This window comes from Aquabacter albus, from assembly GCF_040049275.1.
Classification (GTDB): domain Bacteria; phylum Pseudomonadota; class Alphaproteobacteria; order Rhizobiales; family Xanthobacteraceae; genus Aquabacter.
Genome location: NZ_JBDZDT010000007.1, coordinates 456,119 through 471,354, shown reverse-complemented (window position 1 = coordinate 471,354; position 15,236 = coordinate 456,119). Strand labels below are relative to the sequence as shown.

Sequence of the window (15,236 nt, the reverse complement as noted above, 5' to 3'; positions counted from 1 at the left end):
CTCTGGTGTCGGCTCAAGGACTGGCGACGCATTGCTACCCGATACGACAAGCTTGCCGCCAACTACCTCGCAGGTGCCTACATTGCCGCCGTCATTGCATTCTGGTGCGATTGAGTCCCGACCCTAGGCTGTATCGACTTTCAAGCTCAGCACCGCCTCAAAGAACCGCCGTCATGGCCGGGCTTGTCCCGGCCATCCACAGGGCTCCGCTGGGTGCGCGCTTAACGGATAGGTGTGGATGCCCGGGACAAGCCCGGGCATGACGGGTGTGAGAGGCGCAGATCGTCCCATTTGAATGTCGATACAGCCTAGGGAAATGCCGCTCTGGCACCGTCCAACATTCTGCTGCTCCAGCAGCCCCCTCCCCAACCCTCCCCCGCAGGCGGGAGAGGGAGCGTGGCGCGCTTGGCGGCGCTGAATATGACAATTTCCCAACGACTTACCTAAGGTCACGGCAAAAAGCCGGGCTTCCCCGCCGCGCCGGCGCGCCTTAGAGTGCGTTGCACCATGTGGCCGCTGGGGGCAGCGCCATCCAAACTCAGAACGAGGCTGAACGATGAGCTTCCTCATCTGCCTGGGCGCGCTCGCCTTCTTGATGTTCGTCGCCTATCGCGGCTTCAGCGTGATCCTGTTCGCGCCCGTGGCCGCGCTCGGCGCCGTGCTGCTCACGGACCCCGCCGCGGTACCCGTCATCTATTCCGGCCTGTTCATGGACAAGATGGTGGGGTTCATAAAGCTCTACTTCCCCTTGTTCCTGCTCGGCGCGGTGTTCGGCAAGGTGATCGAGCTGTCCGGCTTCTCCCGCGCCATCGTCTCGGCCATCATCGGCATCCTCGGGGCGGGCCAGGCCGTGCTGGCGGTGGTGCTGGTGGGTGCGGTTCTCACCTATGGCGGCGTCTCGCTGTTCGTGGTGGTGTTCGCGGTCTATCCCTTCGGTGCCGAATTGTTCCGGCAGGTGGGCATCCCGAAGCGGCTCCTGCCGGCTACCATCGCGCTGGGCGCCTTCGGCTTCACCATGGACACCCTGCCGGGCACGCCGCAGATCCAGAACATCATTCCCACCACCTTCTTCCACACCACGGCTTATGCCGCGCCGATCCTCGGCCTTGTGGGCGCAGCCTTCATGCTCGCCATGGGCCTCGGTTATCTCGACTTCCGGCGCCGGCAGGCCGCCAAAGCGGGCGAGACCTATGGCGAGGGCCATTCCAACGAGCCGACGCTGCGCGCGGATGAGCCCCGGGTGAACCCGCTTATCGCCATTTCCCCCCTCTTTGTGGTGGGCATCGCCAACCTCGTCCTCGGCTGGCTCATTCCCCTCGCCTATGGCGACACCGCCCGCGCCACGCTCACCCCCGGCGACCATGAGATCAGCCTCGCGGTGAATTCGGTGACGGCCATCTGGTCGGTGGCGGGCGCCCTGCTGCTGGGCATCCTCACCGTGTTCCTGTTCGCCTTCCGTCAGGTGGCGGGGCAATTCGCAGACGGCTCGAAGTCGGCGGTGGCGGGCGCCTTGCTGGCGGGCCTCAACACCGCCTCCGAATACGGCTTCGGCGCCGTCATCGCCGCTTTGCCCGGCTTCCTGGTCATCAAGAGCGCGCTCACCGCCATCCCGAACCCGCTGGTGAACGAGGCCATCTCCATCACCGCGCTCGCCGGCATCACCGGCTCGGCCTCGGGCGGCCTTTCCATCGCGCTGGCGGCCATGTCGGAGCAGTTCATCGCTGCGGCCAATGCCGCCGGCATCCCCATGGAGGTGATGCACCGTGTCGCCGCCATGGCCTCGGGCGGCATGGACACCCTGCCCCATAACGGCGCGGTGATCACTTTGCTCGCCGTGTGCGGTCTGACGCACCGCCAGTCCTATGGCGACATCTTCGCCATCACGCTGGTGAAGACGGCGGCGGTGTTCGTCGTGATCGGGTTCTATTACCTGACGGGGCTGTATTGAGCGCGAGACGAGTGTCTCAAAATGACGTCATCCCCGGACTTGATCCGGGGATCTCCTGTCATCCTTGGCGCACCCGGTCCTGAGGGAGATGGCCGGGTCAAGCCCGGCCATGACGATTGAGAGGGCTCAGGACGCCGCCTCAGGCTCCACATAGCGCGGGAATACCCCCACTGGCGCAGGCAGCGTTCCACCCGAGGCGAGGCGATGGCCGGCCCCGAGATGGGCGAAGTCGCGGGCCTCAATGGGAAGCGCCAGCAGATCCAGCAATTTACCCGCGCTCTCCGGCATCACCGGCTGCGCGAGGATGGCGATCTGCCGGATCACCTCGGCCGCCACCCACAGCACCGTGCCCATCTTGTCCGGATCGGTCTTGCGCAGCGCCCAGGGGGCGGCGGCGGCGAAATAGCGGTTGGCTTCCGCCACCACGTTCCACACGGCCGCAAGATAGAGGTGGATGGTCTGCCCCTCCATGGCCTCGCGCGCCTTCTCCAGCATGCCGTCGGCCAGCGCCAGCATGGCCTCGTCCTCCGGCGAGAGCGGGCCGGGCACGGGCACCACGCCCTCCAGATTCTTCGACACCATGGAAAGCGAGCGTTGGGCGAGGTTACCGAGGTCGTTGGCGAGGTCCGCATTCATGCGGGTGACGATGGCCTCGTGGCTGTAGGAGCCGTCCTGGCCGAACGAGACCTCGCGCAGGAAGAAGTAGCGCACCGCGTCGACGCCATAGGCGGCCACGAGCTCGAACGGGTCGACCACGTTGCCCACGGACTTCGACATCTTCTCCCCGCGGTTGAACAGGAAGCCGTGGCCGAACACGCGCTTGGGCGCGGCGAGCCCCGCCGACCACAGGAAGGCCGGCCAATAGACCGCGTGGAAGCGGATGATGTCCTTGCCGATGACGTGGACGTCCGCCGGCCAGAAGGTGCGGAACATCTCGCCTTCCGTGTCGGGATAGCCGAGCGCGGTGATGTAATTGGTCAGCGCGTCCACCCACACATACATGATGTGCTTGGGATCGCCCGGCACGGGGATGCCCCAGTCGAAGGTGGTGCGGGAGATGGAGAGATCCTGGAGCCCGCCCGACACGAAGCTCACCACCTCGTTGCGCCGCGCCTCCGGGGCGATGAAGCCGGGATTGGCGGCGTAGAAGTCCAGCAGCTTCTGCTGGTAGGCGGAGAGGCGGAAGAAATAGCTCTCCTCCTCCACCCACTCCACAGGCGTGCCCTGGGGGCCGAGGCGCACGCCATCGCCATTCAGCGTGGTCTCGTCCTCAGCGTAATAGGCCTCGTCGCGGATGGAGTACCAGCCGGCATAGGTGGATTTGTAGATGTCGCCATTGGCCGCCATCTTCTCCCAGATGGCCTGAGACGACTTTGTGTGCCGCTCCTCGGTGGTGCGGATGAAGTCGTCATTGGAGAGGCCGAACCCGTCCACCATGGCCTGGAAGCGCGGCACGTTGCGCTCCAGCAGCTCGCGCGGCGTCAGCCCCGCCTTCTGGGCGGTCTGGAGCATCTTGATGCCGTGCTCGTCCGTGCCCGTGAGGAAGCGCACGTCAAAGCCGTCGAGGCGCTTGAAGCGGGCGATGCAATCGGTGGCGATCGCCTCATAGGCGTGGCCCATGTGCGGCACGCCATTGGGATAGGCGATGGCGGTGGTGATGTAGAAAGACGGCTTCGGCGACATTGCGGCTCCACGCCTCCACGGAGGCGACTGCCCGGCCCCGCTCTGCGCTCAGGCGCGCGAAGCTTCGGCGAGCTCGGTGAAGATGCGAAACACGAGCGCCTTGCGGTCGAGATTGAAGGTATCCGCCTCGGCCGCCGCGCGCCGAACCTTCTCCCACACCTCGCTCAAGCGGACAAGGCGGCGCCTCTCCCAGCGTCCGCCGGTGGCCGTCTCGGCGATCCAGTCGCTCACCGCCTCCACGAACAGGTCGAGCCCGTCCCCCCGGTCGCCCTGGAGGCGGGCGCCCAGCGCATGCATCTCCTCCGGCCGGGCATCGGGAAGCTGCTCCAGCATGCGCAGGGTCGCCGCGCGGACCTCAAGGCCCGCGCCGCGCGCCAGCACCAAAGCGCGGCGCACGCTGCCGCCGGCGGAGGAGGAGGCCGCCTGGAGCGCGGTCTCGTCCAGCTCCTCCACGTCCGGCCGCAGATCGTCCAAAGCGGCGAGCACGTCCGCATCGGAGAGCGGCCGCAGCCGCACGAGGCGGGTGCGGGAGCGGATGGTGGGAAGCACCCGGCCGGGCGCGTGGCACACGAGAAGGAACAGCGCGCGCGGCGGCGGCTCCTCAAGAGTCTTCAATAAGGCATTGGCGCCGAAGGCATTCAGGTCGTCCACCGCATCCACGATGCACACCCGCCATCCCCCGCCGGCCGCCGTCGAGCCGAAGAACGGGCGCACCCGCCGCACCATCTCGGCCGGGATGACGGTGGGGATGCGCTCCTCCCCCGCCTCGGGCGCGCGGCGCAGGACGAGGAGGTCGGGATGGGACAGCGCCGCCACCTGCCGCGAGACGGGATGGCCTTCGGGCACCTCGAAATCGTGCTGGTCCGGCCGCCCGACGCCCCCGGCGAGGGCAAATCGCGCGATCCGGTAGGCCAGTGTCGCCTTGCCGATGCCCTCCGGCCCGCCGATCAGCAGCGCATGGGGAAACCGGCCGCTGCGCCAGTCGCCCATCAGGTCCGCCTCCTGGCCGGCATGGCCGAACAGGCGGGTGCGCGTGCGCGGATGCGGCGCGCCGGAAAGGATATCCCCTTCGCTCATGGCGTACCCGATGCGGGGAGCGCCGCCGCGAGCCGCGCGAGCACCGCGGTCTTTATGCGCTCCGCCACCGCTTCCGCCTCGCCATTGGCATCGATCACCACGCAGCGCGCCGGATCCTGGCGCGCGAGATCGAGGAAAGCTTCCCGCACCGCCCGGTGGAAGTCGCCCCCCTCCCGCTCGAAACGGTCCGCCACCGCGCCCTTGCCGCGCACCGCCGCCCGTTCCAGGCCGATCTCCGGCGGCAGGTCCAGGATGAGGGTCAAATCGGGACGGGCGCGGGAGGCCGCCACCTCCTCCAGAGCGCGCAGCAGGCGCGCATCCACCTTGCCCACGGCGCCCTGATAGACCTTGGTAGAATCGATGAAGCGGTCGCAGATCACCCAGCGCCCAGTCTTCAGCGCCGGCAGGATGGTCTCGTCCACATGATCGGCACGGGCGGCGGCGAACAGCAGCGCTTCCACGTCCGCCCCGAGCGGCTGCACCGCGCCGGAGAGCAGCGCCTTGCGCACTTCCTCCGCACCGGGCGAGCCGCCGGGCTCGCGGGTCTGCACCACGTCGATGCCGCGGGCACGAAGCATGTCGCCGAGGAGGCGGGCCTGGGTGGACTTGCCGCTCCCCTCCCCGCCTTCAAGGGTCAGGAAGCGACCGGGGGCCTCGATCATTTGCCGATCTTGGCCATGACTTTTTGGCCGAGGTCTCGGGCGGTGTCGCCCACCAGGACGCCGGCCCCGTCGAGTGCCCGCTGCCACAGCGAGCCGACGCCCACGTCTTCCGTGGTGACCAGAGGCAGTTCGAGGACCTTCAGCGGCCCGCGCGAGATTTCCAGCTGCGCCACTTCCGTTCCCTTGGTCACCGGCGCCTTGAGCGGCCCGTTATAGGTGACCTTGGCGACCAGCTTGTCCTGGCTGTTGCGCGGCATAAGCAGCATCACCGGGCCTCGCGCGGCAAGGCCCACGGAGCCCGCCTCGCCGCCGAACACGGTGGCGCGGCCAAGCTCGATGTCGGCGGCGAAGAGCTGGCGGTGCTCGAAGGAATGGAAACCCCATTCCAAAAGGCGCTTCGCCTCCTCGAGGCGCTCCTTCTCCGACTTCGCGCCCATCAGCGCCACGATGAGGCGTTGGTTGTTCTGCACCGCCGAGCCGACGAGGTGGTAGCCGGCATCCTTCAGCCACGCCACCTGGAGGCCATCGGCGCCAACGCCGGCATTGAGCAGCGGATTGCGGTTGCGCTGCTTGACCTTGCTCCACTCGATGTCCGGCACGGAGAACATGGGGTAGAGGCCGGGATAGGTGCGGATCAGATAGCGCGAGATCTGCGCCATGTCGCGCGCGCTGGAGCGCTGGCCGGGATCGGCAAAGCCCGTGGCATTGCGGAAATCCGAGCTGGTGAGGCCCAGTTCCTGAGCCTTGGCGTTCATCTTGTTGGCGAATTCACCCTCGGTGCCCGCGACGCCCTCGGCGAGCGTGATGGCCGCGTCATTGCCCGACACGGTGATCATGCCGATGACGAGGTCCCCGACCCGCGTGTTGCTCTTGATGGGGACGAACATGGCCGCCCCGCCCGACGGCCCGCCGCCGCGCCGCCAGGCATTCTCGCTGACGGTGAAGGTGGTGTCGGGGGTGATCTTGCCGGAGCGGATGTCGTCGAACACCACCAAGGCGGTCATGATCTTGACCGTGCTGCCGGGTGCGAAAGCCTTCTCGCTGTCCTTGTCGAACAGGATGGCCCCGGTAGTGAAGTCCACCAGGATGGCGCTCGGCACCGGCGTCTGGAAGGCGCTCTGCGCCCGCGCGGGCGCAGCGGCGAACGCGCCTAATGCGAGGAGCGAGAGCAGGAGGGCGCCACGCGCACGCACCTTGCCCATGAACCGAAAAGAAGAGACGTCAGCGGCTCGCGCCATTGGCCGTTGCACCCGCATAGCTGAGGCCGGAAACGGGAGCAGCGCCGACGCTCCAGCCGGTGGCTGCCACCGTGGTGCGCGGCTGCGGAGGCTCTGCGGGCTGGAAGGCCTGCCGGACAGGCGCTGCGGCAGGCACGGGCTGCGCGGCGGGACGCTGCGGCGCCGGGGCCCGGGCGACGGCGGCCTGGGCCACCTCTTCATCAAGATCATGGCCGAGATCGTAAGGCCGCTGCGCCGGCATCGGCACGTCACCCGACGACACCGTCGCCGGGATGGGACGGGCGATGGAGGGCACGAACGGCGCGGCGGACGCCACCATAACGGCGGAGTTCGACGGTGGCTCGGCCGGACCATCGTCGCGCAGCGTCGCCATCAGCTTGCGGTCGTCGGAGCCTTCGAGCGGCGCGCGGCCCACATATTCCACCTTCACCCGCGCGATGCCGTTGCCCTGGAAGCCCAGGAGGTCGGCGGTCTTGTGGGAGACGTCGATGATGCGGTCGGCGTGGTAGGGTCCGCGATCGTTGATGCGGACGATGATGGACTTGTTGTTCTTCAGGTTGGTGACGCGCACATAGCTGGGCATGGGCAGCGTCGGGTGGGCGGCGGAGATGGAGGTGCGGTCGAACACCTCGCCGTTCGCCGTCAGGCGGCCATGGAAGTCGTCGCCATACCAGGAAGCGATGCCCATGGCTTTGTAATTGGGATTCTCGGCCGGGTAATAGGTGCGCCCGGCAATGGTGTAGGGCTTGCCGACGCGATAGGCGCCGGTGCCTTTGGGAACCGGCTCCCCATCCGCCACCACGCGGGGGCTGGCAGAAACGCCGTATTTGGGGTCCACCAAGTTGGAGAGCTTGTTGGCCCCGCTGCAGCCCGCGAGCACCACGCAGATGACACTGACGCCAAGCGTGCCGCGCAAAGCGCGCATGCCGGGTCCGATCTGAGGGTCTCGCGTCATATCCGTCCTGTTTCACCGCGACCGGCCGAAGCCAGAATCGCTGTCCCGCCCAAAGGACCGCCGTCAGCTATGACACGGCAGCGACCGAATAGACAGATGAGTGGCGGACAAGACGGCGAAAATGCGGCGCCGCTGTGTCTATGGTAAACGAAAGGTGAAGAACCGAGAGGTGGCAACGCTTCTCACCACCCACCTCCAAGGACTTGCCACGCAAGGGAAATCCGATCCGGCACCCGTTTTCCGCACACGGCGCGCACAAGGCGGTACGCGGCCGCCGCCGCCCTCACCTGCCACGATCTCCGCGGCACGCTCTGACCCCGCCCTTGCGAATGGTGCCGCTCAACACGTCGGGCCGGACTGAACTAAACTAAACTGCCCGCAACAGCCGCCGGCGGATGGCGATCGATGATGGCTGCGCCGCGACCTAGCCGCCCCTGAACCACGTCCACCGCGGCCGGGGATTATGCGCCTCGGCAATCGACGAACGCGCCCGACTTGCGTTAAGAGGCTCGATGAAAGGAAGGGTGGCCGAGTGGTTTAAGGCAGCGGTCTTGAAAACCGCCGTGGGCGCAAGCCCACCGTGGGTTCGAATCCCACCCCTTCCGCCAGAAACTCAAGTTTCGCAACGACCAGCGGAACCCGGTGGTCCAAAATGGCCCGGCCCTCGCGTCTCATTCATCGGAGCAAATCACGCAAATGGGCACCCTGATGCAGAGTCCTGCGCAGAAAGTCCCGAAAGAATCCGGAAGGATGTTCTGAAGGTATTTTCACTCAAGCCGCGATTTTCGGCCCATTCTTCATCCAACTTCATCCGGCAGATCTCTCGGACACTGGCATCCTTCAACACCACGTGACAGCGCTGTTTCCGCCCGTCACAGGAAATCGTTAGCCCGCCTAGCTCGTGTTGAAGCTGCCGGATACCCCGTCACTTTACACCTTTAGGTTAACGCTATAGCCGACGAGGTTAAGCCCTGGAGGATTGCGGACTGGTCGTCTGTGCCAATGTTGATGGCGAGCATCATCGTCTGTGACCCTCACAAATAAGCTGGCCGGATGTAAAAAGGCCACCTAGTTCGGGCGGCCTCTCCGGGTATGTCGAATGGAACTGAGCCGAGAGGACTACCCCATCGGGGCGAACTTGCTCTTAGTAATGAGCGTCACGCCGGCCGTGACCAACATGCTGTCAATGTACGATGGCCTCTGCTCCTTTGGCTTTGTACCATAGGGCATTGCAGACCAATCGAGATGCGCCACTTCATCGATAAGCTGCTTGATGACCCCCGGCATCCCGTACTCATGCGATTTGAACCGGCTCGTATACTGGTAGGGCTTGAGCAGCTTCTGGACCCTAGTCAGGGAAGGCCATTCGACCGGGGCGTTCTTCAAAGCCCTGCTCGCAAGCCGGTGCAAGAAGGTCTCGTCATTCGGCTCCCTAAACCGGCGGCCATCGGGATAATAAGGGTGGCCCTGCCAATAGCCTGTGCCCCAATCCTCTAGACCGTATATGCCGCCCGGCTTCAAATATTTGAGGAATAGATGAGAGAAACTGATCTTAGCTAGCTCCCCGATATGGGCCGCGTCGTCAATGATAATGTCGAAGCCCTTCGGTGCGATTTCGTTCGCCACCTTGGACAAAAACTCGGTATCGTTTTGCGCGCCCCTGTACATGTGTATGCGATTTTCATTCCTCGGTATCGTTGGCATTTCGCTACCTGGAGGGAATAAGTCGATACCAACAATCGTTCCTCTACTAAAATAATCAGACCACATCAGCATCGACTTGCCGGTCGCGACACCAAGCTCAAGAATAGTGACCGCATCCTCGCGCATATGCGAGAAATATCTCTCGTATATCTTTAGATACGGCTCAGGCTTACCTTGTGTCTCGCCTGCGCCTTGCGCATATTCGATCAACGACACAGGAGTCATTTTCATTCCCCTGAGGCACGCCCCCAATTTCATGGGCGCAGGCCTGGGAAGTCAACCACAGAATGAACTTACGTTACGCGATGCACGTGGAGGAAATCCAGAAGGGGCTTCCGGAGATCGCCGCTGGATGCAATCCGGAACAGTCAACTTGAATGTACAAAATCGACGCTGCACCTCTTAAAACACCATAATTCGGCATCCAGAAGCGGTTAGATGGCTCTCTAGGCCTCGTGGCGCGACGATCGCCCACTCCTCATCGCTCAGTCCGCGTCGACGCACCTCGCTCTCCCTGTTTGAGAGCTTGAATCAAGACATTGTCACGTCCGCAAATTTATGGGCCAATGCCTAAGAAGAGCGTGTCGGGCAGCTACTCAGGTCCTCTTGCGCCACCAGACGCCAGTCCAGTCTACGGTCTGCATCGGCTCTTTTATGCCGTGGTGGCCGCGATAGTCATTCACTGCCTCGGCACAGGCCGGAACGGCCCCGAAATCATCTATGATGATATAGCCGCCCGGCGAGAGCATTGGATAAAGGTTGTCGAGTGCGCAAATGGTCGATTCATACATGTCGCCGTCCAGGCGCAGCAGGGCGAACTGGCTTCCCTTCAATTTCGGCAATGTGTCCGAGAAGAATCCCTTGACGAAGACTGTCTGCTCATCCAGCAGGCCATATCGTGCGAAGTTCTCCTTCACTTTATCAAGAGAAACGGCCAGCTCCTGATAGGTATGATGCACGTCACCGGCGTCGGCCGCAAAAACCTCGTCCTGGGGTTTCGGCAGGCCCTCGAAAGAATCGGCAGCATAGACACGGCGCTCGACATCGCCATAGACCCCCAGCAGCGCCCGCATCAGGATGCAGCAGCCGCCCCGCCATATGCCGGTCTCGATGAAATCGCCGGGAATCTTTTGATCGAGGGCTTTGCAGGCGAGGTCCGCCAGGTTGTGTAGCCGCTTGGCACCGACCATCGTATGAGCGACCTTGGGCCAGTCGCCGCCGACCTCGCGCCGGTCCCTGTCGTAGTGTTCCGGCAAGTGCGGATTAATCTGGCTGTCCTCATAAATGGAATTGGTGAGGACGCGCACCATCAGGTCGACGTACATGTCCTTCAGGTGCAGAATATTACGAGTCATATGGTCTCACGCTTCGCTGGCCGGACTCATCCGGGATGACCGGCGGATACAACAGAAAAAGTGCCTGGTGTAAACCTGCAAAAATGGCAGCAATCCAATGCGTCCCGCCCTAGCGTCGAGACAAGCGCGCAGCGCTGCAGGCGCAGCCTTTTGATGCGGGCGCTGTCGATACAAAGTTTCTTATCTGGGGTTGAAAAAATCCGGGAGGGAGCACAAAGCGTCATCATTGAATGGTCAGCCGAGGGCTGGTTCGCTATATTTCCAAGATATGTCCAATCGCCCACATTCCACACAAAACTCCTGACGATTCTGGAAAATGAGCCAATTGCGCACCACCACCAACAACCCGCTAGCCTGGCTGTTCCGGCGCAAAGATACATTCGCTCTTGAAACCGGCAGACTGAATCGCACGCATCCAACGGCGTTTCTACATTTTCCCAAGAGCGCTGGGACGTCCTTCCGCGTTAGTTTGTGTGGAGCTTTAGGCGCCAAATTTGCTGTTGAAGGCTTTGACCACAGTATTTTTGGAGATTTTACCCAGTTCGATACCATCGGCGACCAATTCAAATCTCTCATTTTCGGTCCATCCGACCTAATGCCGTCGAGCCCTTGCTTTGTCTCCGGCCACTTCGCCGCTAGCACACTGAAGAAAAATTATCCCCGCGCGAACTTTTGCACGGTCCTTCGCGAACCGATCTCTCGCATTCTTTCCTTCTGGCTGTTCTGGCGGCAGTTTAACGACGAGGAAGCCATAGGGCCCTGGGGACCTATATGGGGTGAACGCATGTGTCGAGCGCGTCGCCCCATTGTAGATTTCCTGCGCGACCCCGAGCTCGCATGTCTGACGGATAATCTTTTTGTCCGGATGTTGTTGTGGCCCGATCCACGCATTCCAAGGCGCGGCTTCATCTCTCCCCAACAGGCGCCTGCACTGGTGGCAGACGCATTGGCGGAGCTGCAAAGATTCAACTTCGTCGATTATGTCGAAAATCCCGACTTCGTCCGCAATGTCGAGGAGTGGATCATTGCGCCGTTCGCCTTGCAGCGTTTGAACGAGACGCGCTCTGCGCATCCCCAATTTCCCGTAATACTGGATTCCGAACTGACCGCGGAAGCCAACGCCCTACTCGGTCAAAACAGCCGTATGGATTTCGAACTGTGGGGGAAAATCGTCAAGGCGCGAAGCCCCAAAGCTGATATTCGATCCTTGCAAGCTCGAACTCTACGAGAAAACATCGCTCATTTCAGGGCGGTTCAGAGCGGCTAAACAGATCGCTTAAAGGATCTCTTGCTGTTTACCAACAACGATTCCTTAGATTTATTGAAACGGCGCGTAAAGGCGCCAAGACTTCCTGAAGCTGAATGGTCCCATCTTATGGCTTTGTAGATAGAGATAATTTTTCCATCTTCTTTGAATCGGAAGGTGAATCCAATCTGGCAGATTCGATTCTAGGCTTGGCTCCGTAAAGCCGAGCAAAAAATGCCGACAGATCCAGCGCCTTGAGCGCCAGGCAGCGCTTCTCAACAATATGCCATGAGGCGTAGGCGAGACCCAAAGCAATAGGCGTGGCTATCAGAAACACGATCCAACTGGGAAGCGCCGCCTTTGTGATCGACACCACAACATTGGTGATTGGATAAGAGAACAGGTATACGCCGTAGCTAAGGTCGCCAATCCTGTTGTGCAACTTGGTTCCTATGGACCCGATCGTGGCGAAATATATGACGATGTATGGCAGACAGAGCGCAAGCACAACAGGCGCCCCCGAGGAGTTCCGGGCCGCATAGAGCGCTATGAGGGCGGTGACGAGACCTCCGGGTGAGATTTTCACAAGGTCACGAAACTTCCAGAGACAGACGCCAGCCCAGAAATAGGTCGAGTAGACAACAAAACCATACAACGACACACCACTTAAAACCATCGGCTGCCCAGAGGCCAAGGTAAAATCCAGAGCCCTTAAAATCATCGAACCGAACAGTGAACAAAAGAAAATCGCTAAGTAGATTATTCTTTGATTTATGAAACTTCCGGCAACGAAGATTAGACAGATATAAAAGGAAATTTCCAACGGGATCGTCCACAGCGAGCCATTTATGACTGGATGCGGGAGATTTGAAAACACATGTGGAACAAACGGATTTTGAGGCCAAAGCATCAGATTTTGCAGATGAAAGAAGAACCAGTTCTTAAAATAATCCTCTAATGGAGCTTCGTAAAACAAAGGCACAATGACCAGGCACTCAAGTAAGATCGTTAGGAAGAAGGCTGGATAAATACGCAGAAACCGTGAAAAAACAAACTTCGTCGTCGATTGGTATTCAATAGAACGACCCAACAAAAAACCGCTGATGACCAGAAAAGCCCAAACAGCCAAAGTTCCAGAGAACTCATACGTAAGCAGGGTCGATAGGGGATCGGACTTCTTCGCGTTCAGCGCGTATGTGTGCGCGAAGGTGACAATAAGCGCCGCAATAAGACGGATCAAATCGAAATTATTAGAACGAGGATCGAATCTATCTTGCAGCATGCTTATTCTCGTTCACGGTCAATGATGTATCTGGCTGAGGCACACTTGCTCCGGGTCTGGCTTGAAACACAGATCCCTACTTATGTGAATTATGTGAAACTCCTGATGAAGGCGCTCATCTGCGATGTCAGAGGCGCGCCTTCATACTTATGGGCGAGACTTCAAACTGGGGCCGACGCAGCGTCCATACTAGCGCAACGGCAGAAAGACTGAAGCTGACGCCTTTGGATGCTTACAGCTTGAACCCCGCGCTAACGGCATCGTCATAAAACATTTTCACCGTATCGAGCGAATAGGTATCGAGATCGTAGCCGACCAGCTTGAGCTTCTTGAGAATGTCATTGGTAGCAGTGATGATATGGCAACCGGCCTTGTCCGCTTCGAAAATATTGTACAATTCGCGCGGGCTGGCCCAGATCAATTCCGAGGCTGGAGCGATTTTCAACAACTCGACCGCCGCCTTCATCATTGGCACGGCTGCGCGGCCAGTGTCAGCAACGCGTCCAGCGAATACCGAAACATAAGAAGGCACGTCCGGATTGAGCACGGCCACCACATCGCGGACCTGCGTGAGCGTCATCAGAGCCGTCACATTGACTTTGACCTCGCGCGCCACAAGGCGGCGGATCAGATCGTAGCTCGACTTCCCGCTGGTGTTCGTCACCGGAATCTTGACATAAACATTTTCACCCCATTGGGCGATTTCCAGCGCTTGGCGCTCCATTTCGTCGAAGTCATCCGAGAAAACCTCGAAGGACAAAGAGCGGTCCGGGATATGCGAGATGATATCCTTGCAAAAAGCGCGATAGTCGGTGATCCCGGCCTTCTTCATCAGGGTCGGATTGGTGGTCATCCCCTTGATCAGCGGATTGGCGTACATTTCCAACATGCCCGCCTTGTCGGCACCGTCCGCGAAAAGCTTGACCTTGAGGTCTTGAACTTTTGTCATATCAGCAGGTCTCCAGAATGCGTCGGGCCGCCTCTTCTAGGGAGCCGACTGAAAAATCTACATTTTTAGGCTGTTTCTCGTCGTAGCCGTAATCGATGAAGATTGTTTTGCAGCCGGCGGCCTGTCCGGCTTCGATATCTCGCCAGCGGTCGCCGACCATGAAGCTACGCGGCAGGTCGATCTGATGCACCCGCGCCGCCGCTAGCAAGGCACCGGGTTTGGGCTTGCGACAATCGCATCCGTCCGCGCTGTCATGATAACAGACTCGGAATTCCGAGATCGGCATGATCCGACCAATCGCGCCGTTGATTTCCTCAACGGTTTCCCGCGTCGTCGTTCCGCGCGCGACATCCGGCTGGTTGGTCACCACAATGAGCAGGAAACCGGCCTGCGCCAGACGCTTCGCCGCTTCGGGCGCGCCTGGCAGAATCTCCATCTCCGCCAGCGAAGCCGGCGGATAGGGCTTGCTGTCGCGCACGATGGCCCGGTTGAGCACGCCGTCGCGATCAAGGAAAACAGCGCGGGTTGTCGCTTGCGTCACCTGGCAACCGACTCCCATTTGGTCTGGGAGGCTTTGAGCTTCGGATGCGACACCAGCAGGTGCCAGACCACGGCCTGAAAAGCCTCCGAATGCGGCGTGACGGTGTCGTTGTTGACGGTCGGAATGATGCAGACGGCGTCGCCCACCTGGGCGGTATAGCCCCCGTCGCGGCCGACCACGCCGAGAATCTTGGCGCCCACGACGCGGGCATACTTCAGCGCCTCGACCAGATTGGGCGAAATATTCTTCTCGAGATTGCCGCCGCCGACGGAGAAGACGAAGACCGCGTCTTGCGGCTTCAGCTTGCTGACCTTGAGCCATTCGACAAAGATCGTTGCCCAGCCCTCGTCATTGGTTCGCGCCGTGAGTTCGGAGACATTGTCCGTCGGCGCATAGGATTCGATGCCGACGATCTTGCGGAAATCGTTCACCGCATGACCGCAATTGCCGGCACTACCGCCGACGCCCAGAAAGAAAATGCGGCCTTCCGCGGCTTTGACCGCCGCGAGCGCGTCGGCCATGCGCTCGATCGCGTCCGTATCGATCTTCTGCGCGATTTCCACGGCTTCGGCCAGATGTTGCTGAGCATAGGTCAT

13 protein-coding genes, 1 tRNA gene and 1 pseudogene are annotated in these 15,236 nt (G+C 61.3%); 4 read left to right on the top strand and 11 right to left on the bottom strand.

Annotation, left to right across the window (positions count from 1 at the left end; all coding sequences use genetic code 11):
• A pseudogene (locus tag ABLE91_RS20275) lies at positions 1–114 on the top strand (IS5/IS1182 family transposase); the annotation flags it as partial.
• Between the two features lie 442 nt (positions 115–556).
• Entirely contained in the window at positions 557–1,948 is a 1,392-nt protein-coding gene (locus ABLE91_RS20270; protein WP_348933745.1) for a GntP family permease, read from the top strand.
• Positions 1,949–2,074: 126 nt separating this feature from the next.
• On the opposite strand, the gene metG is transcribed toward ABLE91_RS20270, so the two are convergent.
• Genes metG through ABLE91_RS20245 form a run of 5 tightly spaced genes read right to left on the bottom strand, consistent with a single transcriptional unit; the run spans position 2,075 to position 7,533 of the window.
• Positions 2,075–3,631, bottom strand: coding sequence for a methionine--tRNA ligase (metG, locus tag ABLE91_RS20265; RefSeq protein WP_348933743.1), 1,557 nt, complete (start codon positions 3,629–3,631; stop codon positions 2,075–2,077).
• 48 nt (positions 3,632–3,679) lie between these two features.
• Complete coding sequence (locus ABLE91_RS20260) at positions 3,680–4,708, bottom strand: DNA polymerase III subunit delta' (RefSeq protein ID WP_348933741.1); 1,029 nt, start codon at positions 4,706–4,708, stop codon at positions 3,680–3,682.
• Complete coding sequence (tmk, locus tag ABLE91_RS20255) at positions 4,705–5,370, bottom strand: dTMP kinase (protein ID WP_348933739.1); 666 nt, start codon at positions 5,368–5,370, stop codon at positions 4,705–4,707. Before tmk ends, ABLE91_RS20260 begins: the two co-directional genes overlap by 4 nt.
• Positions 5,367–6,572 (bottom strand): D-alanyl-D-alanine carboxypeptidase family protein, encoded by a 1,206-nt coding sequence (locus ABLE91_RS20250; RefSeq protein ID WP_348933737.1) that lies wholly within the window; start codon positions 6,570–6,572, stop codon positions 5,367–5,369. The genes tmk and ABLE91_RS20250 overlap by 4 nt, the downstream gene beginning before the upstream one ends.
• 19 nt (positions 6,573–6,591) lie before the next feature.
• A complete protein-coding gene (locus tag ABLE91_RS20245) occupies positions 6,592–7,533 on the bottom strand; it encodes a septal ring lytic transglycosylase RlpA family protein (protein WP_348933735.1) in 942 nt (313 codons plus the stop codon).
• Between the two features lie 548 nt (positions 7,534–8,081).
• Here ABLE91_RS20245 and ABLE91_RS20240 point away from each other — a divergent pair.
• Positions 8,082–8,171: transfer RNA gene (locus tag ABLE91_RS20240), tRNA-Ser, on the top strand.
• Positions 8,172–8,682: 511 nt separating this feature from the next.
• Here ABLE91_RS20240 and ABLE91_RS20235 read toward each other — a convergent pair.
• Together ABLE91_RS20235 and ABLE91_RS20230 are read right to left on the bottom strand one after the other, a co-directional pair.
• Positions 8,683–9,483 carry a class I SAM-dependent methyltransferase gene (locus ABLE91_RS20235; protein WP_348933733.1) on the bottom strand — a complete coding sequence of 267 codons (801 nt, stop codon included), beginning with the start codon at positions 9,481–9,483 and terminating at the stop codon, positions 8,683–8,685.
• 380 nt (positions 9,484–9,863) lie between these two features.
• Positions 9,864–10,622 carry a TylF/MycF/NovP-related O-methyltransferase gene (locus ABLE91_RS20230; RefSeq protein ID WP_348933731.1) on the bottom strand — a complete coding sequence of 253 codons (759 nt, stop codon included), beginning with the start codon at positions 10,620–10,622 and terminating at the stop codon, positions 9,864–9,866.
• A gap of 316 nt (positions 10,623–10,938) precedes the next feature.
• Here ABLE91_RS20230 and ABLE91_RS20225 point away from each other — a divergent pair, with 316 nt between their 5' ends.
• A complete protein-coding gene (locus tag ABLE91_RS20225; RefSeq protein ID WP_348933729.1) occupies positions 10,939–11,889 on the top strand; it encodes a hypothetical protein in 951 nt (316 codons plus the stop codon).
• A gap of 106 nt (positions 11,890–11,995) precedes the next feature.
• On the opposite strand, the gene ABLE91_RS20220 is transcribed toward ABLE91_RS20225, so the two are convergent.
• The 4 genes from ABLE91_RS20220 to ABLE91_RS20205 form a co-directional block, all read right to left on the bottom strand.
• The gene (locus ABLE91_RS20220; RefSeq protein ID WP_348933728.1) at positions 11,996–13,150 is read right to left on the bottom strand and encodes an acyltransferase family protein; all 1,155 of its coding nucleotides are present in this window, start codon (positions 13,148–13,150) and stop codon (positions 11,996–11,998) included.
• Positions 13,151–13,382: 232 nt separating this feature from the next.
• Positions 13,383–14,099, bottom strand: a complete 717-nt coding sequence (locus ABLE91_RS20215) for a transaldolase (RefSeq protein WP_348933726.1) — start codon at positions 14,097–14,099, stop codon at positions 13,383–13,385.
• A 1-nt stretch (position 14,100) separates the two neighbouring features.
• Positions 14,101–14,640, bottom strand: a complete 540-nt coding sequence (locus ABLE91_RS20210) for a D-glycero-alpha-D-manno-heptose-1,7-bisphosphate 7-phosphatase (RefSeq protein ID WP_348933725.1) — start codon at positions 14,638–14,640, stop codon at positions 14,101–14,103.
• The gene (locus ABLE91_RS20205) at positions 14,637–15,236 is read right to left on the bottom strand and encodes an SIS domain-containing protein (protein ID WP_348933724.1); all 600 of its coding nucleotides are present in this window, start codon (positions 15,234–15,236) and stop codon (positions 14,637–14,639) included. Before ABLE91_RS20205 ends, ABLE91_RS20210 begins: the two co-directional genes overlap by 4 nt.

Coding starts and splice junctions, on each gene's coding strand:
- ABLE91_RS20270 (WP_348933745.1), top strand. CDS start 557: ATGAGCTTCCTCATCTGCCTGGGCGCGCTCGCCTTCTTGATGTTCGTC.
- metG (WP_348933743.1), bottom strand. CDS start 3,631: ATGTCGCCGAAGCCGTCTTTCTACATCACCACCGCCATCGCCTATCCC.
- ABLE91_RS20260 (WP_348933741.1), bottom strand. CDS start 4,708: ATGAGCGAAGGGGATATCCTTTCCGGCGCGCCGCATCCGCGCACGCGC.
- tmk (WP_348933739.1), bottom strand. CDS start 5,370: ATGATCGAGGCCCCCGGTCGCTTCCTGACCCTTGAAGGCGGGGAGGGG.
- ABLE91_RS20250 (WP_348933737.1), bottom strand. CDS start 6,572: ATGGGCAAGGTGCGTGCGCGTGGCGCCCTCCTGCTCTCGCTCCTCGCA.
- ABLE91_RS20245 (WP_348933735.1), bottom strand. CDS start 7,533: ATGCGCGCTTTGCGCGGCACGCTTGGCGTCAGTGTCATCTGCGTGGTG.
- ABLE91_RS20230 (WP_348933731.1), bottom strand. CDS start 10,622: ATGACTCGTAATATTCTGCACCTGAAGGACATGTACGTCGACCTGATG.
- ABLE91_RS20225 (WP_348933729.1), top strand. CDS start 10,939: ATGAGCCAATTGCGCACCACCACCAACAACCCGCTAGCCTGGCTGTTC.
- ABLE91_RS20220 (WP_348933728.1), bottom strand. CDS start 13,150: ATGCTGCAAGATAGATTCGATCCTCGTTCTAATAATTTCGATTTGATC.
- ABLE91_RS20215 (WP_348933726.1), bottom strand. CDS start 14,099: ATGACAAAAGTTCAAGACCTCAAGGTCAAGCTTTTCGCGGACGGTGCC.
- ABLE91_RS20205 (WP_348933724.1), bottom strand. CDS start 15,236: ATGACCTATGCTCAGCAACATCTGGCCGAAGCCGTGGAAATCGCGCAG.